The 20,928-nt window shown below is 70.3% G+C and carries 18 protein-coding genes and 1 pseudogene; 6 read left to right on the top strand and 13 right to left on the bottom strand.

What is annotated here, in order from left to right:
• Window positions 1-53: 53 nt before the first annotated feature.
• The 3 genes from ACIBK4_RS16470 to ACIBK4_RS16460 all read right to left on the bottom strand — a co-directional run bounded on the left by ACIBK4_RS16470 (window position 54) and on the right by ACIBK4_RS16460 (window position 2,595).
• Window positions 54-743 carry a M24 family metallopeptidase gene (locus ACIBK4_RS16470; RefSeq protein ID WP_398995421.1) on the bottom strand — a complete coding sequence of 230 codons (690 nt, stop codon included), beginning with the start codon at window positions 741-743 and terminating at the stop codon, window positions 54-56.
• The gene (locus tag ACIBK4_RS16465; protein WP_398995420.1) at window positions 740-1,657 is read right to left on the bottom strand and encodes a molybdopterin-binding protein; all 918 of its coding nucleotides are present in this window, start codon (window positions 1,655-1,657) and stop codon (window positions 740-742) included. The genes ACIBK4_RS16470 and ACIBK4_RS16465 overlap by 4 nt, the downstream gene beginning before the upstream one ends.
• 182 nt (window positions 1,658-1,839) lie before the next feature.
• Window positions 1,840-2,595 (bottom strand): class I SAM-dependent methyltransferase, encoded by a 756-nt coding sequence (locus tag ACIBK4_RS16460; protein ID WP_398995779.1) that lies wholly within the window; start codon window positions 2,593-2,595, stop codon window positions 1,840-1,842.
• A gap of 350 nt (window positions 2,596-2,945) precedes the next feature.
• Here ACIBK4_RS16460 and ACIBK4_RS16455 point away from each other — a divergent pair, with 350 nt between their 5' ends.
• Window positions 2,946-3,437, top strand: coding sequence for a nucleotidyltransferase domain-containing protein (locus ACIBK4_RS16455; RefSeq protein WP_398995418.1), 492 nt, complete (start codon window positions 2,946-2,948; stop codon window positions 3,435-3,437).
• Between the two features lie 66 nt (window positions 3,438-3,503).
• Here the strand turns inward: ACIBK4_RS16455 and ACIBK4_RS16450 are convergent, their stop codons facing one another.
• The 3 genes from ACIBK4_RS16450 to ACIBK4_RS16440 form a co-directional block, all read right to left on the bottom strand.
• Complete coding sequence (locus ACIBK4_RS16450) at window positions 3,504-3,761, bottom strand: hypothetical protein (protein WP_398995416.1); 258 nt, start codon at window positions 3,759-3,761, stop codon at window positions 3,504-3,506.
• A gap of 280 nt (window positions 3,762-4,041) precedes the next feature.
• Window positions 4,042-4,611, bottom strand: a complete 570-nt coding sequence (locus tag ACIBK4_RS16445; RefSeq protein ID WP_398995415.1) for a hypothetical protein — start codon at window positions 4,609-4,611, stop codon at window positions 4,042-4,044.
• A 213-nt stretch (window positions 4,612-4,824) separates the two neighbouring features.
• Window positions 4,825-5,703, bottom strand: coding sequence for a hypothetical protein (locus ACIBK4_RS16440; RefSeq protein ID WP_398995414.1), 879 nt, complete (start codon window positions 5,701-5,703; stop codon window positions 4,825-4,827).
• A 322-nt stretch (window positions 5,704-6,025) separates the two neighbouring features.
• Here ACIBK4_RS16440 and ACIBK4_RS16435 point away from each other — a divergent pair.
• Window positions 6,026-6,647, top strand: a pseudogene (locus ACIBK4_RS16435) (transposase); the annotation flags it as partial.
• 476 nt (window positions 6,648-7,123) lie between these two features.
• Here the strand turns inward: ACIBK4_RS16435 and ACIBK4_RS16430 are convergent.
• Genes ACIBK4_RS16430 through ACIBK4_RS16410 form a run of 5 tightly spaced genes read right to left on the bottom strand, consistent with a single transcriptional unit; the run spans window position 7,124 to window position 12,197 of the window.
• Window positions 7,124-8,323 (bottom strand): PucR family transcriptional regulator, encoded by a 1,200-nt coding sequence (locus ACIBK4_RS16430; RefSeq protein WP_398995413.1) that lies wholly within the window; start codon window positions 8,321-8,323, stop codon window positions 7,124-7,126.
• A 35-nt stretch (window positions 8,324-8,358) separates the two neighbouring features.
• A complete protein-coding gene (locus ACIBK4_RS16425; protein ID WP_398995411.1) occupies window positions 8,359-9,732 on the bottom strand; it encodes an NAD-dependent succinate-semialdehyde dehydrogenase in 1,374 nt (457 codons plus the stop codon).
• 34 nt (window positions 9,733-9,766) lie between these two features.
• Window positions 9,767-10,417 carry an RraA family protein gene (locus ACIBK4_RS16420; RefSeq protein WP_398995410.1) on the bottom strand — a complete coding sequence of 217 codons (651 nt, stop codon included), beginning with the start codon at window positions 10,415-10,417 and terminating at the stop codon, window positions 9,767-9,769.
• Window positions 10,414-10,839 carry a RidA family protein gene (locus tag ACIBK4_RS16415; RefSeq protein ID WP_398995408.1) on the bottom strand — a complete coding sequence of 142 codons (426 nt, stop codon included), beginning with the start codon at window positions 10,837-10,839 and terminating at the stop codon, window positions 10,414-10,416. Before ACIBK4_RS16415 ends, ACIBK4_RS16420 begins: the two co-directional genes overlap by 4 nt.
• Entirely contained in the window at window positions 10,836-12,197 is a 1,362-nt protein-coding gene (locus ACIBK4_RS16410; RefSeq protein ID WP_398995406.1) for an MFS transporter, read from the bottom strand. Before ACIBK4_RS16410 ends, ACIBK4_RS16415 begins: the two co-directional genes overlap by 4 nt.
• A 325-nt stretch (window positions 12,198-12,522) precedes the next feature.
• Here ACIBK4_RS16410 and ACIBK4_RS16405 point away from each other — a divergent pair, with 325 nt between their 5' ends.
• Window positions 12,523-14,202 carry a thiamine pyrophosphate-dependent enzyme gene (locus tag ACIBK4_RS16405; RefSeq protein WP_398995405.1) on the top strand — a complete coding sequence of 560 codons (1,680 nt, stop codon included), beginning with the start codon at window positions 12,523-12,525 and terminating at the stop codon, window positions 14,200-14,202.
• A 43-nt stretch (window positions 14,203-14,245) separates the two neighbouring features.
• The gene (locus ACIBK4_RS16400; RefSeq protein WP_398995404.1) at window positions 14,246-15,496 is read left to right on the top strand and encodes a M20 family metallo-hydrolase; all 1,251 of its coding nucleotides are present in this window, start codon (window positions 14,246-14,248) and stop codon (window positions 15,494-15,496) included.
• 43 nt (window positions 15,497-15,539) lie between these two features.
• Here the strand turns inward: ACIBK4_RS16400 and ACIBK4_RS16395 are convergent, their stop codons facing one another.
• Together ACIBK4_RS16395 and ACIBK4_RS16390 are read right to left on the bottom strand one after the other, a co-directional pair.
• Entirely contained in the window at window positions 15,540-16,238 is a 699-nt protein-coding gene (locus ACIBK4_RS16395) for a response regulator (RefSeq protein ID WP_398995403.1), read from the bottom strand.
• A complete protein-coding gene (locus tag ACIBK4_RS16390; RefSeq protein WP_398995402.1) occupies window positions 16,223-17,545 on the bottom strand; it encodes a sensor histidine kinase in 1,323 nt (440 codons plus the stop codon). Before ACIBK4_RS16390 ends, ACIBK4_RS16395 begins: the two co-directional genes overlap by 16 nt.
• Before the next feature lie 262 nt (window positions 17,546-17,807).
• Here ACIBK4_RS16390 and ACIBK4_RS16385 point away from each other — a divergent pair, with 262 nt between their 5' ends.
• Complete coding sequence (locus ACIBK4_RS16385) at window positions 17,808-18,500, top strand: ABC transporter ATP-binding protein (protein WP_398995401.1); 693 nt, start codon at window positions 17,808-17,810, stop codon at window positions 18,498-18,500.
• 31 nt (window positions 18,501-18,531) lie between these two features.
• Entirely contained in the window at window positions 18,532-20,922 is a 2,391-nt protein-coding gene (locus ACIBK4_RS16380; protein ID WP_398995399.1) for an ABC transporter permease, read from the top strand.
• Window positions 20,923-20,928: the final 6 nt, after the last annotated feature.

Genomic DNA, 20,928 nt, shown 5'->3' with positions numbered 1-20,928 from the left:
CCGTAAATCGCCGATGGATGGGCTTGCGCAGGCAGGCACGTGCCTAAGCCGGTTCAGCCGAGAGTGAGCAGTTCCTCGTAGAAGCCGCCGAACTGCCGTTGCTGGTCGATGAGATGGATCTCCAGGATCCAGTGCAGGAGTCGTCCGGCCTCGTCCGTGCGCCGCAGTGGCTTGTCGTTGGCGGGCACGATGTGGGAGTCGACGTCCTCCCAGTTGTTGTGCTCGGGCGGGAACTCGCCCACCAGGTGGCCGGATTGCCAGCCGCCCAGGTGCCGGCCCGCTTGGGCCGCCAGTCGCTCGATCTTGGCGTAGAGCTGTTCGCCGGTGATGTCCGGGTCCGCTGCGAAGGCGCGGCGCCCTGCGGCGAAGACAGTCGAGAGGTCGTCGCGCAGGCGGTGCTTGACGGGGTCGTCGCCGAGCACGAAGGTCCGCCCGAAGTCGGCCTCGAACTCCTCGAAGATCGGCCCGAAGTCCGCGAAGGCGATGTCGTCGGCCGCGATGGTGCGGTCCGGCGGGTTCTCCTTGTAAGGGAGGAAGGTGTTGGGGCAGGAGCGCACGATCCGCTTGTGCCAGTAGTGCGTGGTCCCGAACATCTCGTTCGCCAGGTCGCGGATCTGGTCGCTCACCTCGCGTTCGCCCCGGCCCGCGGCGACCAGGTCCCGGGTCTCGATCTCGGCGAACAGTTCGGCGGCCTTGGCCTGGGCGTCGAGCAGCCGTGCCGCGCGAAGGGATTCGTCCGTCATGGCGCCGACCGTACGTACCTCGCTCCGGCGCCTGCAAGCGGGTTGTGCCCTCCGGTCCTGGTCAAGGCGATGGCCCTGTGCCGGGCGCATCTCATCCCGTGAGCAGTATCAGGGGAACCGGGTCGTGGGGCTGCCAGTCCGGCGGCCAGGGCATCGGCGAGGGCCGCGCCGCGCAGGAACGCGGAACCATGACCGCCTACGGCGCGGCCGGTGACGCCGTCCCAGGTCACCAGGACCAGGCGGGTACGTCCGGGCGCGGTACGAATGTCCCCAGTCAGCGCGACGCGGGACAGGGCTGGCATCGGGCGCCCGGTGAGACCGGCCAGGAGCGGGGCGAGCAGGGTGTGGGCGGCGACCACGGCAGCGTACGGGTTGCCCGGCAGGCCCAAGATCCAGCGGCCGTCGGGGAGTTGGGCGAGGAGTTGCGGATGTCCTGGGCGGCAGGCGACCGTGTCCACGATCCACCGGGCGTCGCCGTCCCCGGCCAGGAAGGCGCACAGCTGGTCGGTGACGCCGGCCGACGTGGAGCCGGTCACGACGATCACGTCCGAGCCGTACGGTGCGCGGCGCAAGGCGTCGGCCAGTGAACTGGTCGGGCGGTCCGGCACATGGTGCGGGCCGGTGACCTCGCCGCCGAGCGTGTGCGCCAAGGACGGCGGCATCGGGCCCAGGGCGTCGCGGACCTGGCCGGGGGCGGGGTGGCCGGTGTGGGTGAGTTCGTCGCCGGTGACCAGGGCACGGACGCGGGGGCGTGGTCGTACCGGAAGGGTGTCGTGGCCGCAGGCGGCGGCGAGGCCCGGCAGCGCGGCGCCGGTCCTGACCTCGGCTTGGCCGCAGCCACGCACGACAACCGCTTCGGCGCGGCCGTCGAAGCCGGATCCGCTCACGCTGCTGATCGACGAGATCCTGCTCATCCATTTGGACGCGACCAGCAAACAGCGCCACACCGTCACCCCGGATCTACCGCCGTCTGATCGACGAGCACTCCTCGTCCGAGGCGTTGCGTTGCGTTGACCACTTGAACCCGCATCGATGAGGGGGCGCGAGCGTCCTGCGAGCAACCGCGCGGTCCGGCCAGGGACGGAGAGTCCGGTGTTCATACCTTGCTCGCGACCACCATGTAGTTCTCGGCCTCAAGATCGAACGTGCTCAGTTCCGTTTGGAGTCCGACCCGGTCCAGCTCGACTTCGAGTTCCTCGTACCGGTAGGGCCAGCAGGACAGCAGTTCCGAGCGGACAAGAACCAACCCGGTCGCATCGACTTGCGCGATCGCAATCTCGATGTGGTGCTCCTCCTCCCAATGCGGCGCGATCTCCCAGCGGTAGACCACGACGGCATCGCGACCGTTCCGGCGGACGAGTCGGTCACCGATCTCCAGCCGGGAACCTCTGGCCCTCACGAGTTCCCAAGTGCGGGATGTGAGTACCAAGCGCCCGCCGGGGCGCAGAAGCCGTGACATCGACTCCAGAGCGGCACCCCTGCCGGTCGCGCCCGCGGCATGGTGAAGCGAGTTGCCGACGCAGAACACCATGTCGAACGTGTTGTCCTGGAAATGGTCGGGCAACTCTTCCCAGTTCGCCCGTACGGCCCGGACGGATGCCCCGAACTCCTCGGACAGCTCTGCAGTCCGGCGCACCATCGCCTCGCTGGCGTCAGTTGCCACAACCCGCATGCCACGACCGGCGAGGCCAACCGCCAACTGTCCGGTTCCGCACGAACAGTCGAGGACGTGTGCGTTCGACGGCAGGAGACTGAGGACGTCGTCGAACGACGCGGCGAACTCCGCTGGAGGCAACTTCGCATCCGAGATGAGCCATTCGTACACCTCGGCAAGCACGCCATAGCCCGTCACAACCACTACCTCCGTCACGCGGCAGACTCACGGTGGGACGTCAGTCCATCAGCGGAGCAAGCCGGGCACCAATGGATTTCGCAAGGATGGCTCTGACGCTGTTCGTGGGTTGTCCGTTGTCCGTCCGAGCGGATGTCACCGGCTGGTCGGCTGGGAAGTTGTTCGTGAGAAGTGGCTCTGGCACAGATCTTGGGGAGCGGTCGCGGAGAGTAACTCGCCGAGTCCCGGCCAAGGGCCGAAGGCCGCTGACCCGCAGACGTAGCAGGCCTCCCCTGCACGGGACATGCCGTGCTTCTTCCGAACGAAATCACTCGCTGCCCGACGCTGACGCTCCTAGCCTGCGTCGGGTGATGACAGCTGATGACGTGTTGTTCGTCCTGGCCCTGTTACAACGAGCGGAGGCTGATGTCTGGGTCGGTGGCGGATGGGGAATCGACGCTCTGATCGGCGAGCAGAGCCGAGACCATCGCGACCTGGACTTGATGCACCGGCAAGACCAGGAAGCCGCCGTGCTGACGGCCCTCTCCGAGGCAGGTTTCGTGGAGAGCCTGAACTGGAGGCCCATCCGATTCGTCGTGAAGGCTCCGGACGACCGGGAGATCGACCTTCATCCCCTGGTCTTCAGTGAGGACGGCTCAGCGGCGCAGGCGTCACCCGACCCGCAACGTCCCTTCGCCTATCCCTCGTCCTGCTTCGTGACGGGCACCATCCAGGGAACGCCCGTCCCGTGCTTGTCCGCCGAGCAGCAGGTCCACTTCCATCAGGGGTACGAACCAACGGAACGCGACCGCCAGGACATGGCGCGACTCCGCCGCGTCTTCGGGATCACCACGCACTTTTGATCTTCTTCATGCGGTTCACGGCGCCGTCCGTACCGCCGGAGCTCCAGTGCAGGGTGAGGCCGGCGCTCACCGCGTCGAAGTTCCGGAGCAGGTGGGGTGCGAACCCTGTGAGTCCGGGCAGCGGGCCAGGACGTCCTTCAGTGCGGCGCGCTCGTCTTCGCTGAGAGGTGCGGGGTGCCGGGTGAACCAGCCGGTGACCCGCCGCACGGTCGGTGGAGGAGGCGCCTGCGACGGTGGGGTGCGCAGGGTGGCGATGTAGGCGCGGACCAGCTGGTAGGTGACGGGGGCGTTCTCGACGATCAGTTCGCGGTGCAGGTGGGTCACGTTCGTGCAGCCTGCGGCTGGGACCGCCGCTCCGGATAGGGCTTATACGGGTCGAGCCGGCTGGGCCGGGGACCGTTCTCTCGAAGGGCGTCCTGCCAGTTGGCGGCTCGTGCGTAGCGCAACACGGTGTTGAGGCTCCAGCCCCAGATGCCTGGCGGCCGCTCTGCGGGAGCAGCTCTGGGCGAGCAGTTCGTGGACCACGGCGTGCGCGGCCTTCTTGCGCTGCGCCCGTCGGCCTTCAAGGGCCGGTTCGACGCGCACCGAGTTGCCTTTCGATATTTCAACATCCGCTTTCGTAGGCGTTGGTGTGCTCAGACACTGGCGGTGGCGGCGACGCAGGTCTCCACGGCCCGGCCGATGCCCTGCCACAGATGAAACCGGTCGGCGGCCTGGATCGTGGTGGGAGCGCCGAGCCGTGCGCCCTCGGCAAAGGCGCCTGCCCTGTCCGGCAGATGATCTCCACACCCGGGTGAGCGCCCAGCCGTGCGGCCGGCGGCCCGGAGTCGCGCGTCGGGAGCACGTCGACCACACGGTGGCTCTCCTCGCAGGTCAAGACGGTGGAGTAGGTCTGCCCGCGGCAGGTCGCGAAATCGTCCACGCCGAGCACGTGCGGCGTGCTGGGCCGCGGGTCAGGCAGCGCCATGACCCTGTGCAGCAAGGTCATTCGTCCGACGCGGAAGCCCAGCTCGGCGGACTGCCGGCCGCCGGCCCGCCCAGCCGCCCAGCCGCTGGCTACGATCCCGACCGTACCGAACGCGGCGGCCGCCTCTTCGACGTCCACGTCGTCGATACCGTCGAACGCCAGCGAGTCCCAGAAGGTTGCGCCGGCCTGCATGACCAGCACCGTCACCGACCAAGGCCGGCTCGGGTGGGGACGGCGGCAGACCTGACGGGGCGTCACATTCACGGTCAAAGCCACTGCGGCCCCTCATCGGCGAGCAGGCAGTCGTGGAACGAGACATCCCGGCCCCCCGAACCACCCATGAGGCAGTCGGTCGCGCCGAGGCGGCGGGTGGTCCACCGGTGACCGTGAACCACCCGCCGCCGGACGGAAAGCCCTGGATCAGCCGCCGTTCCGGCACCTGGTGATCGAGCTGCACCCACGCGAATAGCCGTTCGCGGTGGGCGAGTTGAGGGTCGTGTCGTAGTTCCAGTCGGCGCCTCGGTCGGTGGCGGGGTCGTAGGTGATGCGGGTCTGGGCGTGGTGCGGGTTGGCCACGAACTGGTCGTACTGGAACGTGATCGTGGACGGCACGAGGAAGCCGCGGTTGTAGCGGGCGGTCATCGTGTAGATGCGGGCGCCGGTGATCGCCCAGTTCGGGATGTGACGGACGTAGGCCCACTCGTTCTGGCTGCGGTAGTGGTTGTAGAGGTCCGTGTTGCTGCGGATCTGGTCGGGGACGTAGAGCGCGTTCCTCGCGTACGCCGGGTCGATCGTGTAGACGAACGTGCGGGCGGTGATCGTGCCGCGCAGGCAGCGTTCCATGAGGAAGGGGCCGATCCCCGGGAGGATCGCGTAGGCGACGAGTCGGCCCGTGGAGCACTGGTTGTTCATGGCGATGCTCGCCAGGTTGTTCACGCCCTGGCTGCGCGCGAAGTCGTCGGCCACGCCCTGCGTACCCGTGGTCGAGATGTACTCACTGTTCAGGGAACGGTCGCCCTGGACGTGGGACACGATGTCGGAGTTGGTGCCCCGGGACCAGAAGCCGGTGTTGAAGATGCCCTGGTTGTTGTCGGCGATCGGGGGGCGGGAGTCCCCGCGGTACAGGGTGGCGGGCATGGCCGCCTCCGCCACGATGTCCCGGTTGTGCAGGGTGGGGCAGTTCGACCCGGAGGAGGAGGCGCCCGAGGAGGGGCCGCCCGGGCAGGGGTAGGTCTGCGCCTGGGCCGTGGCCAGCGGGCCGAAGAGAGTGGCGATCAACGCCAGCACGGCGGCGGTCACGACGGACGCGATGGTGTGCTTGGCGCGACGGGGTCCTCCGGGCCCGGGTGTCGGCGCGGCGGTGGGACTCGGCGGCGTTCTCCCCGTGGAGGGCGCCGTGACATCTGGGTTGAGCATGACTCTGATCTCCAGGTTCCGGGTGCGCGCTCGGCACTCGCACGGCCCAGACTGAACACCGGGGAGTTGATTCGACACCCCCTCCCATCAGGTAAATCAACTCTTGGAGGTCGCGTGGACAGGCGCGTTGGGGACACCGGCAACAGAACGGGCACAGGTCCCGGTGATCATGGAGTTGGACGCCCTGTGATCACTGGGGAGACCTGTGCCCGCCCTGCCGTCATGGCTCACCGAACCGCTCTGGGACCACTTCGGAGCCCTGCTGCCTGGGCGGGCGGAGTACCACCCGGACCATCCACTCGGCGGCCACCGTCGGCGCATCAGCGACCGGATCGTCTCCGACAAGATGCTGCATCTGCAGCTGCTGCGCTTCGCCTGTTCTTACGAGGCGATCGCCGACACGCTCTGCTCGGCCACCACGATCCGTAGCCGCCGCGACGAGTGGACACGACTGGGGGTTTTCGCCCGGCTCAAGCAGATCGCGCCCGACTCCTACGACCGGATCGTCGGCCTCGTCCTCGACCAGATCGCCGTGGACGGCTCCATCACCAAAGCTCCCGGAGACGGCGCAGTGGCCGGGCGTTCCCCGGCCGACCGCGGCAAGCAGGACCTGAAACGCTCGGGCATGACGGACGGATACGGCATTCCGCTGGGCCGCGTCCTGTCCGGAGCCAACCGGCACGACTCCCCCGCTGCTCGCCCCGACCCTGGACCGCCTGGACGACCTGGGGCAGCTGCCCGTCGACGTCACCGAGCGCCTGGACGCCGGCTACGACTCGGCCAAGACCCGCGCCGTGCTCGACGAACGGGGCCTGCACAGCCGCCTCTATATGTCGCGCACCGCGAGCAGTTCGACCGCTGCCCCGGACGACTCCAGCAGTGGCGCAGCGGCAGAACGCCGCGGATCCGCCCGGTAGGCAGCGAGATCTTCGCTGTCGGGAAAGGAAATGAGGTGGGCCTCGACCTGATCGTCCAAAGTGCGAAGCCGGCGCTCAAGACGCCCTCCGTACTCGGCAAGGAGCGGCAGGACGGCGCTTTCATAAGCGTCGAAGGCGCCCAGACCCCCTTCAGGTAGCCGCGCGAGCATCAAGTAGGTGACGGCCATGGCCCCCTCATAGTGGTCTGTAGCAGTGATCTTCTGAGCCTAACTGGCGTACACGCCCTCAACGGCGTCCTAGCAGCCGCCTATCCGCGCGACCTCTTATGGCCTGATGTTCGGGCCCGTGGATGCCACACCCTGCTCATCTCCCCCCTCGGCTCCTTCACTCGCGGTCATGCCTTCGGCGTGCTCCCTGGACCCGCGTCACATCTGCCGCAGTCGATTCACGCTCAGGGCCAGCACCACCAGCGCCGCGTCCTCGGGGCGTCTCGGGTCGCGGCCGGTGAGTTCGGCGAAGCGGTTGAGGCGTTGCTGGATGGTGTTGCGGTGGCAGTACAGGGCGGCGGCCGTGTCGGCGACGGAACCGCTGCCCGACAGGTGCACCTGAACCGTCTCCAGGAGCCGGTCCGCCTCCGCCGGGGGCGCTCCCGCGTGCAGGCCCCCGAAGACGTCGGCCGCCAGATCCCGGCCGAGGTCCCCGGCCCGGTGGACCAGGACGTCGAGCCAGCTGTCCTCCAGGCGATGCGGTTCGGTGGCGTCGGGCGGGAGCACGCGGGCCGTGGCGGTCGCCAGAGTGACCGCGCGGGGCAGTTCGGTCAGCCCGGTCACCTCGGGGGAGACTCCGCACGGTGTCCCTTGAAGCTGTGCCAGCACCGCGTCCCGGGTCAGGCGCGCGCTCAGCTGGACGACCAGCACCATGTCCGAGGCGACCGCCTGCTGCTGCAACGGGGCACCGAGCGTGCGGAGTGTGTTCGCGACTCCGCGCAGGGAGGCTTCGCCGCCGCCCGGGGTGACCGCGCACAGGAAGCGCCCCGAGACCTGGAAGCCGAGCGCCCGCGCCGCGTCCTGCACCACGGTCGGGTTACGTCCGTCGCTGTCGAGGAGCCGGCTGAACCACAGCCGCCGCTCGTCCTCCGTCCGCCGCCCCATCTCCAGCACGGTGCGCTGGTAGGCGGTCATGATGCCGGTGACGTGGTGCTCGACCGCCTCCCACACGTAGTACGCGGAGTTGACCAGCTGCGCCCTGCCCTCGTCCCCCGCGCGCCGCACCAACGCCGCCCACACGACCCGGAAGTCCACGCGCGCTGCCTGCAACAGCGCGTCCAGCGGAACCCCCTGCCGGGCGCGCTGTTCGCCGACCCGCTCGGAAACACCGGCGATGTGTTCCGGCACCGGCAACCGCGCGACGGTGCGCAGCAGCACCTCGAACGCCTGCCAGGCGCTGTCGCGGAACTCCTGCGGGGAGACCAGCTCCGAGTAGGAGGCACGCAGCGGTCCCACGTACTCGGCCCATTCGTCGACCAGGCTGTCGATCTCCTCCAGGCACTGGCGTGCCAGCGCGACGACATGCGGGTCCGGCGGCGGCAGCGCGGAAGGCGAGGGCGGAGTGTGCATGTGGTCCATCCTGGCCTGCTCCTCCCCGCCCGGCAGCGACGGGCTCAGCCCCGTACCCGCACGACCTTCCGGTTCACGAACTCGCTCATGCCGTACGCGCCCAGCTCCCGCCCCACACCGGAGAGTTTGATCCCGCCGAAGGGAAGGTCCTCCTGGGTAGCGGAGGGGCCGTTGATCGAGACCATGCCGACGTCGAGCGCGTCGGCGACCGTTTTCGCGGCGTCGAGGTCGCGGCCAAACACGACACTGCCCAGGCCGTACGGCGTGTCGTTGGCGAGGCGGATCGCCGTCGCGGTGTCGGGGACGCGGTGAACGACGGCGACCGGGCCGAAGATCTCCTCCCGGTAGGCGCGCATGACGGGGGTGACGCCGGTGAGGACGGTCGGCTCGACGAAGGCGCCTTCGCCTGCGGGCCGCTTACCGCCGGTGACCGCTGTCGCGCCCTTCGCCACGGCGTCGTCGACCTGTGCGATCACGGTCCGGGCGGCCTCCTCGGAGGAGAGGGGGCCGAAGGAGACACCCTCGTCGGTGGGGTCCCCGACGGTCAGGGCCCGTACCGCGTCGGTGAAGGCGTCCAGGAAACGGTCGTAGACGGAGTCGACGACGATGAACCGCTTGGACGCGGTGCACGCCTGGCCCGCGTTGCCCATCCGGCCCTCGACGGCCGCGCCGACGGCGGCCTCCAGGTCGGCGTCGGGCAGGACGACGAAGGGGTCGGAGCCGCCGAGTTCGAGGACGTACTTCTTGAGGTGCCGGCCCGCGACCTCGCCGACCGCGCGCCCGGCGCGCTCCGAGCCCGTGAGTGACACCCCCTGGACCCGGGGGTCCGCGATGACACGGGCGACCTGCTCATTGGTGGCGTACACGTTGACGTACGCACCGGCCGGCAGTCCGGCCGCCCGCATCATGTCCTCGATGGCCCGCGCCGACTCGGGACAGTTCGGGGCGTGCTTGAGGATGATCGTGTTGCCGAGGACGAGGTTGGGCGCCGCGAATCGGGCCACCTGGTAGTACGGGTAGTTCCACGGCATGACACCGAGGAGCACGCCGAGGGGTTCGGACCGTACGACCACGTCGTCGCCGCCGCGGATGTCGAGCCGCTGGTCCGCGGCGAAGTCGGGGCCGTGTTCCGCGTAGTACGCGAAGATCGCCGCCGACAGGTCCACCTCACCCAGTGCCTCGCGGGTGGTCTTGCCCATCTCGCGGGTGATGATCGCGGCGAGTTCCTCGCGCCGCTCCTCGAACTCCCGGGACACGGCGAGCACGAGTTCGGCACGCTCCTTGATCGGGCGTCGCCGCCAGTCGGCGAACTCCTCCGCAGCAGCTTCCACTGCGCGGTCAACGGTGGCTTCGTCCGCTGTCGGGTACCGCCGCACGAGGGTGTTCGTGGCCGGGTCGACGATCTTGTATTCCGTCACGTGCTTCTTCTCTCCTTCGCAGAACCGAGGTCGATCAGCCGAGGTGGAGGAGCGTCCGCAGGTCCTCGCCCGCCCGGATCCGCGCGAGGAGTTCCGGCTCGGCCGCGTCCGACAGCTCCGCCTGGTGCACTACGGCGGCCAGCGCAGCCGGCGGCAGGGCGATGACGCCGTTGGCGTCGCCGAGGACGATGTCTCCCGGAGCGATACGCACACCGCCGATGTCCACGGGCACCTGGTGCCGCCCGCCTTCGCCGTCCAGCCGCTTGGTGGTCAGGCAACTGCTGCCCCGGGCGTGGACCGGCAGGCCGGAGTGCGGATCAGCGAGCGCGTCCACGTCGGTCACCACGCCGTCGACGACGATGCCCGCGGCGCCTCGCGCTCGCGCCGCCGCGACCGTGACGGCGCCGATCGGCGCGTGGGTGTGGTCGCCGCGCATGTCGACGACCAGCACCTCACCGGGACGCAGTGCGACGAGCGCGCGGTTGACCGCCGTGGCGTCCGGAGCGTCGAGGGCGAGCGTGGCAGCCGTACCGGCCAGCCGACGCGGCTGCCCGAGCCGCCGTATCGCCGGATCGACGAAGCCGTCCTCCAGCAGATGGCCGAGTGTGGGGAGGTCGACGTGCTGGAGACGCTGCAGCAACTCCGCCTGCGCGACGGCTACTTGAGCTGGTGTCGTGACGCTCACCGCTCCCCCTCCGGCCTGACGACCGCGACGCAGTCGATCTCGAGGGTCACGCCCCACAGGCCCACGCACACCGTCGTCCGCGCCGCCCGGCGGTCGGCGAAGTAGGTCTCGTAGACCTTGTTGTAGGGCGCGAGTTGGTCCGGTGAGCTGAGGTAGGTGTTGACCTTGACGACGTGGTCGAGGTCGGAGCCCGCCGCGTGGAGCACGGCTTCGAGGTGGCGCAGGGTCGCGTGGACGTCGTCCTCGAAGGTGCCGGTCGACGTTCCCGGGGCGGCGGGTATCTGGCCGGTGGTGAAGACGAAGCCGCCCGCGGACGTCGCCTGGACATAGGGGCCTACGGCAGCCGGGACGCCCGGCGGCGAGTCGATCCGCGTGATGTCGCCGACGCTCGTATCCGTGCTCGTACCGCTACCGCCGCTCATGCGACGGCCCCGATCGGGCGGCCGGCGGACCGGGATGCCACGCCGGGCTCGTCGATGTCCCCGAACCGGGTCTCGGCGAGCAGGAACAGGGCCAGCAGGGAGAGGGTCGCCGCGCCGAGGACGTACCAGGCGATCGAGGAGCTGTTCCCGGTGGCCGTCAGGAGCCAGGCGGTGATGGCGGGTGTCGCGGCGGAGCCCAGCAGGCCCGACAGCATGTAGGCGACGGAGAGGCCCGAGTAGCGCACGTGGGTGCCGAAGAGTTCGGCGAGGAAGGTCGCGATGGGGCCGTAGTTGGCGGAGAAGGCGAGCATCATCAGCGCGTAGGCGACGAAGACGAGGGGTGCCGATCCGGTGTCCAGCAGCCAGAAGAACGGGAAGGCGAGGACGGCTTCCGCCGCGATGCCCGCGTAGATGACGGGCTTGCGGCCGACCCGGTCGGACAGGCGGCCGAAGTACGGGATGGCCACGAAGGCGACGGCGCAGGACACCATGACCGCCCACAGCATCAGGTTCTTGGAGTGCCCGAGGTCACCTGTCCCGTAGCTCACGCCGGAGGCGACCATCAGGGTGAAGGTCGAGCCCGTGGACAGGGTGGCGATACCGCCGAGCAGTACCTGTCGCCAGTACCGGCGCATCAGGGCGACGAACGGGATCTTCGCCTTGGCCCCCTCGTCACGGACGGCCTTGAAGGACGGCGTCTCCTCGATGTGGAGCCGGATGTACACGCCGATGCCGACCAGGAGTGCCGAGGCCAGGAACGGGATGCGCCAGCCCCACGAGTACAGCGCGTCGTCGCTCGTGGTGGAGGCCACCAGCAGGAACGCCCCGTTGGCGAGCAGCGTCCCGATCGGCACGCCGATCTGGACCATGGACCCGAAGAACCCGCGCCGATCGGCCGGCGCGTGCTCGACGGTCATCAGTACGGCACCGCCCCACTCGCCGCCGAGCGCGAGGCCCTGGACCACGCGGAGGCCGAGCAGCAGGAGGGGCGCGGCCACGCCGAGGGTGCCGTAGCCGGGGACGAGGCCGATGGCGAAGGTGGCCAGGCCCATCGCCGTCAGGGAGATCAGCAGCATGGACTTGCGGCCCAGACGGTCCCCGAAGTGACCGAAGAGCACGGCTCCCACCATGCGTGCCAGATAGGCGGAGGCGAAGGTCAGGAACGACAGGATCGTGCCGACGGCACCGTCGAACTCGGGGAAGAACACCTTGCCGAAGACCAGCGCGGAGGCGGTGCCGAACAGGAACAGGTCGTACCACTCGACCGTGGTGCCGACCATGCTGGCGAGGGAGATCCTGCGCATCTTCGTCGCGTCGAGCCGGCTGTCGGGGGTCGGCGGGGAGGCGGGAGCGGTCATGGGGACTCCGGTCTGAGCAGAGGAAGCGGCTGGGTGCTGTGCGGGCGCCATCGGGTCGGCCCACCGTGCATCGACCCCTTCACCGGCCACAAGGAGCAGAAGCACACCGCCACGGCCCGTCGACTGTGCAGATGACCAATGCGCCACGTCGCACCACGAAGACTGGATGAAAACTTCGTGTTACGGACCCGGTCCCAGCATTCACCCCTGTTCATCTGCACATCGCGGCGCCCGTATCCGGGGTCCTTTGCCCCGTGCCCGCGACCGCCCCCGAAAGCAACACTGACCGGGCACCCGCGGCCTCAAGAGAAGGAACACACCCCCGATGGCGAACGTCGCACCCGAGTCTCCCGAACCCTCCGAGCGCCCCCTGTCCGCCGGCCATCTGCTCGTCGCGCAGCTGGAGCGCGAAGGCGTACGGCGGGTGTACGGCGTTCCCGGCGAGTCCTTCCTCGACGTCCTCGACGGCCTGCACGACTCGCCGATCTCGACGGTCGTGACCCGGCACGAGGGCGGCGCGGGCTTCATGGCACTGGCCGAGGGCAGACTGACGGGCCTGCCCGGGGTCGCGATGGTCACCCGGGGTCCGGGCGCGGCGAACGCCTTCATCGCCGTCCACACCGCGTACCAGGACGCGACACCGATGCTCCTCTTCGTCGGCCTGGTCCCGGTGCCCGACCGGGGCCGGGACTCCTTCCAGGAGTTCGACCTCACCGGGTGGTTCGGCAGCACGGCGAAGAAGGTCGTCATGCTCGACGACCCCACCGCCGCCGCCCGGGTCGTCGCGGAGAGCGTCCACGTGGCGCGGAGCGGCCGGCCGGGTCCCGTGGTGATCGGCCTCCCCGAGGACGTCCTCACCCTGCCCGCGGGTCCCGCCCGCCCGGTCGAGCCGCTCGCGGTGCCCCGCCCCCGCGCCGCCGAGGCCGAACTCAAGGAACTGGTACGCCGGTTGGAGCACGCCCGCCGCCCGCTGATCGTCGTAGGAGGCGAGGGCTGGACCGCCGAGAGCGGTCAGGAACTGATGCGCTGGGCGACCCGCCACTCGATCCCCGTCCTCGCCGACTTCCGCGCCTACGACGCCGTCCCCCACGACCTCCAGGGCACCGGCGCCTACGCCGGTTCACTCGGCTACGGCCGCGGCGACCACGCCGCCCGCCTGCTGGACGAGGCCGACCTCACCGTCTTCCTCGGTGCCCCGCGCGGCGACGTCCTCAGCGACGGATACACCCGCGGCCTCGACTCGGAGACGGTGCTCGTCCTCCCTGGCGACGCACAGGGCCACAGCGGCCGCATCGACCAGTTCGTCTCGGCCCACGCACCGTCCTTCGTCCTCGACCTGGTCACCACGCCCGCGTCACCGGACGCCGATGTCGACTGGTTCAGGGCGGCCGGGGAGGCTCACGCGCACTTCTCCACTCCCTCACCCGAGCCGACGAACTCGGACGACGACACCTACGTCGACCTGACCGCGGTCATGAGCGTGCTGCGCGAGGAACTCACCCCCGACACCGTCATCACCTACGGCGCCGGAAACCACGCCCTCTGGCCGGCCCGCCACCTTCCGCACCGCACCCCGGCCTCCCTCGTCGCCCCCCGCAACGGCGCCATGGGCATGGGCATACCGGCCGCCGTCGCCGCCTCGCTGGTCTTCCCGGGGCGCGAGGTCGTGTCGGTCGCGGGCGACGGCTGCTTCCTGATGAACGGCCAGGAGTTGGCTACGGCGGTGGGCCACGGCGCCGTCTTCGTCGCCCTGGTCGTCGACAACGGCTGCTACGCCACGATCCGCGAACACCAGGAGGGCGCCTACCCCGGCCGCCCCTCGGGCACCCGGCTCACCAACCCGGACTTCGCGGCATGGGCCCGCTCGTACGGCGCGTACGGCGAGAGCGTGACCTCGCACCACGACTTCCGCGAGGCGTTCCGCCGCGCCCGCGCGAGCGGACTCCCGGCCGTACTGCACCTGATCCAGGACCCCGCGGTCCGCGCCCCGGCGACCACCGCCTGAGCCCCCGACTCCCCCTTCCCGCAACCCCCGACAGGACGTGAACATGAGCACCCCCGACGCCACCCTCTTGAAGGACTTCGCGACCCTCTCCGCCTTCGGCGCCACCCCCGCCGGCGGAGTCGACCGCCAGGCCGCCACCGCCGCGGACGGGGAACAGCGCGCCTGGCTCCACCAGTGGCTGACCACCCGCGGCGCCGAAGTCCACTACGACGGCGTCGGCAACCAGTTCGGCCTCTTCACCGTCACGCCCGGAGCCCCGTACGTCCTCACCGGCTCCCACCTCGACAGCCAACCGCTCGGCGGCCGTTACGACGGCGCGTACGGCGTCCTGGCCTCGGCGCACGCCGCGCACCGGGCCGTGCGGCAGTACGGCGGCGACTCGGTCGCCGTACCGAAGTACAACGTGGCGGTGGTCAACTGGTTCAACGAGGAAGGCTCCCGCTTCAAGCCGAGCATGATGGGCAGCGCCGTGTTCACCGGGAAGCTGCCCGCCGACACCGCCCTCGCGACCACCGACCCCGCGGGCACCACCGTCGAGACCGCCCTCCGCGGGATCGGCACGATCGGCGACTACCCCGGGCCGGACGTGGCCGCGTACGCCGAGATCCACATCGAGCAGGGCCGCGACCTGGAGAACAAGGGGCTCACCATCGGTCTGGTGGACGCGACTTGGGCGGCCCGCAAGTACCAGGTCGTGGTGCGCGGCGAGCAGTCGCACACCGGGTCGACCGTCATGGCGGACCGGCGCGATGCCCTGTTCGGTGCCTCGCTCCTCGTCGTGGCGGTCCGCGAACTCGCCGAGCAGAGCACGGACGTGCCCCTGCACACCTCGGTCAGCGAGATGACCGTCGAGCCCAACTCCCCTGTCGTGGTGGCCCGCGAGGTACGCATGCACGTCGACCTGCGCTCACCCGACGAAGCCCTCCTCGACGCGGCGGCCAAGAAGCTCGCCGAGTCGATCCCCGGCATCGAGGAACGCGCCTCGGTCTCCATCGAGCAGGTACAGACGCACGGTTGGGGCGTGGCCCCCTTCCCCGCGGCCGGCGTCGAACTCGCCGCCCGCGTCGCCGACGAACTGGGCCTCAGCCACCAGACCATGATGACCATCGCCGGCCACGACTCGGTCAACATGAAGGACATCGCACCCTCGATCATGCTGTTCGTGCCCAGCATCGAGGGCATCTCCCACAACGAGGGCGAGTCGACCCACGACCACGACATCAGCGCGGGCACCGACCTGCTGACCGAGGTGATCCACCGGCTCATGTCGGGTGCGCTGGACGGTACGCGGTGACCTGCGGGGCATCAGGAACATCACGCCTCTCCGGCGAGTGCGGCTAGGAGCCCCCGCCTCCCGGAGAGACAAGTCCCGTCTCATACGCGAGGACGACCGCCTGGACGCGATCGCGCAGATCCAGCTTGGACAGGATGCGGCCGATGTGGGTCTTGATCGTGGTCGAGCTGAGGAGCAGGCGGTCCGCGAGTTCGGCGTTGCTCAGGCCCGTCGCGAGCAGGCGGAGCACTTCCAGTTCGCGCGGGGTCAGGCCGGACAGGTCGCGGTGGAGACCGGTCGGCCGGTCCTCTTCCCGCTGGGCGAAGCGTTCGATCAGACGGCGGGTGATCGCGGGGGCGAGCAGGGCGTCGCCGGACTGCACCAGGCGTACGGCGGCGACGAGATGCTCGGGGCTGACGTCCTTGAGCAGGAAGCCGCTCGCGCCGGCGGTGAGCGCGGCGTAGACGTAGTGGTCGAGGTCGTAGGTGGTCAGGATGATGACTCTGGTGCCGTCGCCGTCCGGGCCGTCGGCGAGGATCCGCCTGGTCGCTTCGATGCCGTCCATCCGTGGCATCCGGATGTCCATGAGCACGACGTCGGGCCGGGTGCGCCGGACCGCGGCGAGCGCCTCGGCTCCGTCGGCCACTTCGGCCGTCACCTCGATGCCGTCCGCGGCGAGGATCATTCCGAAGCCGGTGCGTACTAGGGCTTGGTCGTCGGCGATGACGGCGCGCAGCGGCGGCCGGTTCACGCCGTCCGCCACGGGACGCGGGCCTTGATCCGGTAGCCGCCGGCGAGGGTCGGACCGGCCGTGAGTTCGCCTCCGTAGACCGCCAGCCGTTCCCGCAGCCCGATCAGCCCGCGGCCGTTGCCGTCCGCCCGAGGGGCCTCGCGGGTGGCTCCGGTGTCGGTGATCTCGATCTCCAGTGAGTCTCCGGTGTATCCGACGGTGACGGAGGCGTCGGCGCCGGGCGCGTGTTTGATGGTGTTGGTCAGTGCCTCCTGTACGACGCGGTAGGCCGCGAGGTCCACCCCGGGCGGCAGCGGGTCGGGCGGCAGCGACATCGCGATGCCGACCGGTGTCCCGGCTCCCCGTACCCGCTCGATCAGGGCGTCGAGCTGGCCGAGGCCGGGCTGTGGTTCGAGGCCGTCGGCGGGGCTGTCGGGGCGGCCGGTGTCCGGGGCGGCCAACAGGCCCATCACATGCCGCAGTTCGGCCATCGCGGCCCGGCCTCCGGCCTCGACCGCCAGCAGGGCCCGCTTCGACCGCTCCGGCGCCGCGTCCATCACCTTGCGTGCCGCGCCCGCCTGGATGACCATCACGCTCACATTGTGGGTCACCACGTCGTGCAGTTCGGCGGCGATCCGGGCCCGCTCCTCCTCGACGGCCCGGCGCATGCTCTCTTCCTGGACCTGCTGCAACCGTCTGTACCGGTCCCGGCTGGCCGCCAGCCGCAGCTGCCAGAAGCGGACGGTGCTGGCCAGCACCCCGGCGACCAGCAGCACGACGGCCGGGCTCGACCAGCCGGGGAACACCGGATCCGTGTGCCGGAACGCGAAGCCGGCCAGCACGGCGGCGACGACCAGACCGGCCGTCGCCCGTGCCCGGTAACGGCTGTACATGATGGCGCTGTAGGCGCCGATGACGCAGGTCAGCACGTTGATCCAGGACGCCTTGTCGCCGATGAACAGCGCCGCGCCCAGCACCACCCCGAACGTGGCCAGCGGATATCGGCGCCGGGCCGCCAGCGGCAGCGCGGAAAGGACGACCAACGGCCAGGCCGGGGAGGAGGGTTCGCCCTCCGTGACCCGCACACCCGGTACAGGGGGCGTGGGCGGGCGCGGGACCGTCGACCCGTCGCGGGCATACCCGGCCGCGGCCTTCGAGCTGATCCGGACCGGCCCGTCGCCGGGATAGCGCGACGCCGCGATCAGCGCGAGAAGGGTCAGCACGACCGCCAGCACCACATCGGCGCGCACTGCCCGCCGCGAGCGCGGGGCGTCCTCCGCCTCCGACCGCAGCGCGTCACGCAGTTGCCGACGCCAGCCTCGCCCACCCTCCGTCTCCACCGGCTCATTGTGCGGTCCCCGCACCTCCTTCCGCGTCCCCCTGCGCGGCCAAAACACCGTCCCTCAGGCGTACTTCGCAGGGATGAGGCCGCAGCCGTCTCCTCCGCAGGGAGGCCCGGATGTCGGTGCCGCGGCCGACGCGCCCCACAGGGCCACGGCCCTACCTTCGCTGGGCCGACACAGGCATCTCCCTCTCGGCCATATCTCTCGACCACCTCCCTTTCGACCATCTCCTTCTCGACCGCAAGGACGGACCACACCCATGACTCACGTGATCGAGCTGGCAGGCGTGGCGAAGCGCTACGACAGCGCCGGTGCGCCCGCACTCGGACCGCTGGACGTCAGCGTCGCCCAGGGCGAGGCGCTTGCCGTGACCGGTCCCTCCGGCAGCGGCAAGTCCACGCTGCTGAACCTGGTCGCCGGCCTCGACAAGCCGACCGAAGGCGCCGTGACCGTGGCCGGGCAGCGGATCGACCAGCTGAGCGAGCACGCGCTGGCCCGGTTCCGCCGCGGGCAGATCGGCATGGTCTTCCAGTTCTTCAATCTGCTCGACGACCTCACCGTCGCCGACAACATCCAGCTCCCCGCCCAGCTGACCGGGACCACGCGGCGCAAGGCGGCGGCCCGCGCCGACGAGCTCATGGAACTGCTGGGCATCACCAAGCACGCCCACGCCTACCCGGGCCGGCTGTCCGGAGGCGAGCGCCAGCGGGTCGCGGTCGCCCGAGCCCTGGTCAACCGGCCGGCGCTGCTGCTCGCCGACGAACCGACCGGCGCGCTCGACACCACCTCGGGCCACGACGTACGGGAACTGCTGATGGAGCTGCACCGCAGCGGGCAGACCCTCGTACTGGTCACCCATGACATGGCGCTGGCCCAGGCATGTGCGAGCCGCACCCTTCAGCTGGTCGACGGCCATGTCTCCCTCGACACGCGTGCGGAGGCGGTCCGATGAGCTCCCTCGACACGTATGCAGAGGTCGTCCGATGAGCCCTCTCGGCACCGGCGCGCTCGGCCGGGTCGTCCGCTCCGGGGTGGGCCGGCGCCGGGTGCAGACGGTGGTGATCGCCGTGGCCACCATGATGGCCGTCGCCGCGGCCGTGATCGCCGGGTCGCTCATCGTCGCCTCGAACGCCCCCTTTGACCACGCCTTCGCGAAGCAGCACGGTCCGCACCTCACCGCGCAGTTCGATCCGGCCAAGGTGAGTGCGGCGCAACTGAAGGCGACCGAGCGGCTGGACGGCGTCACCGCGAGCGCGGGGCCGTATCCGTCGACGACCATCAGCCCGGTCGATCCGAGCGGCGGGCATCTGCCGAGCCTGAGTCTGGTCGGGCGGTCCGGTCCGCACGGCGACGTGGACGACCTGGACCTGCGGTCCGGCCGGTGGGCCGCGAAGCCGGGCGAGGTCGTTCTCGCCGCGTCGTTCAAAAGCCCCTTCCTCAAGGTCGGTTCCACCCTGAAGACTTCGGACGCCGCCGACAGCCCGACCCTGAAGATCGTCGGCTTCGCGGTGTCGGCCGGCAAGACCGCCGATGCCTGGGCGACCCCGGGGCAGGTCGACGCGCTGGCCACGAAGGACACCCCGGTCACCAGTCAGATGCTCTACCGCTTCGACTCCGCGGGAACCAAGGCGCAGATCTCCGCCGACCGCGAGAAGCTCACCGCCGCCGTACCGTCCGGGGCCCTGGTGGGCACCCAGTCCTACCTGGACACCAAGCGTGCCGCCGACACGGGCGCGGCGGCGACCATCCCGTTCATGGTGGCCTTCGGCGTCCTCGGCATCGTGATGTCCGTGATCATCATCAGCAGTGTGATCAGCGGCGCGGTCGGCACCGGCCTCCGCCGGATCGGCATCCTCAAGGCCATCGGCTTCACCCCGCGCGAGGTCGTGCGGGCCTATGTGGCGCAGGCACTGATCCCGGCCGGCGCCGGTATCGCCCTCGGGGTCGTGCTGGGCAACGTACTGGCCGTTCCACTGCTGGCGGACACCGAGCAGGTGTACGGCAGCGCCTCGCTGACGGTGGCCTGGTGGGTGGACGTCGTCGTACCGGCCGTCACGCTGCTGATCGTCGTGCTCGCGGCGCTGGTCCCCGCACTGCGGGCCGGGAGACTGCGCACGGTCGAGGCCATCGCGATCGGCCGGGCCCCCCGCACCGGGCGCGGCCAGTGGGCACACCGGGCGGCCGGGCGGCTGCCACTGCCGCGGGCAGTGACCTACGGCCTCGCCAGCCCCTTCGCCCATCCGGTCCGTACAGCCGCGATGCTGCTCGCGGTGGCCTTCGGCACGGTCGCGGCGACCTTCGCGGTGGGACTGACCTCGTCCCTGAACGCGGTCGGCAGCGCGTCCGATCCCGAGGACCGCGCGGCGGTCACCGCCATCGTCGGCGGCCCGACCGTTCCGGGTGGCGCCGGAGGCGGAGTGCGCCACCTGAACCCCGCGGCAGGTAGTGCCGGTCCTCCGTCCGCCGACCCGGCGAAGGTCCGCGCCGCCATCGAGGCGCAGGCCGACACCGCCTCGTACTACGGCATGTCCAAGGACGATGTCACCGTGGTGGGGATCTCCGGCTCGGTCCAGGCCACCCTCTACCAGGGCGATTCACGTCCCGGCAGCTACGAGATGATCTCCGGGCACTGGATCACCGGCGCGGGGCAGGTCGTCGTGCCGACGGGTTTCCTGGAGCGGACCGGCACCGAGATCGGCGATACGGTCCGGGTGACCCTCGGGAAGGACACGCAGCCCCTGAAGATCGTCGGCGAGGCCTTCGACACCTCGAACGACGGCCTGTCGATCCACGCGGACCTCTCCAGCTTCGCCGGGGCGAAGCCCCAGGTCTTCCAGATCGAGGTGAAGGCGGGCGTCTCCCCCGCCGCGTACGCCGAGAAGCTCCACGCGGTGGTGGAGCCGATGGGCGGCGACGTCATCGCCAACTCCCCCTCGCAGCAAGAGAACATGATCCTCGTCCTGGATGCGATCGCGGTGCTGCTCACCCTCATGCTGGTCTCCGTGGCGGGCCTCGGTGTGCTCAACTCCGTCGTCCTCGACACCCGCGAACGGGTCCACGACCTGGGCGTCTGCAAGGCACTCGGCATGTCGCCTCGGCAGACCGTGAGCCTCGTACTCGCCTCGGTGGCCGGGATCGGCGTGCTCGGCGGACTGATCGGGGTACCTCTCGGGTTCGCGCTGCACGGCTTCGTGCTGCCGGTGATGGGACACGCGGCGGGCACCAATCTCCCGCCGTCGATCCTCGATGTGTACGACGCTCCTCAACTGATAGTGCTGGGGCTGGCCGGCATAGCGATAGCCGTGCTGGGCGCGCTGCTCCCGGCCGGCTGGGCGGCCAAGTCCCGTACGGCGACGGCACTTCGCACGGAGTAGGCCGTC

It is taken from the genome of Streptomyces sp. NPDC050528, from assembly GCF_044457795.1.
Classification (GTDB): domain Bacteria; phylum Actinomycetota; class Actinomycetes; order Streptomycetales; family Streptomycetaceae; genus Streptomyces.
Note: the sequence above shows the minus strand (reverse complement) of the source record. Positions and strands in the feature narration are given on the sequence as shown.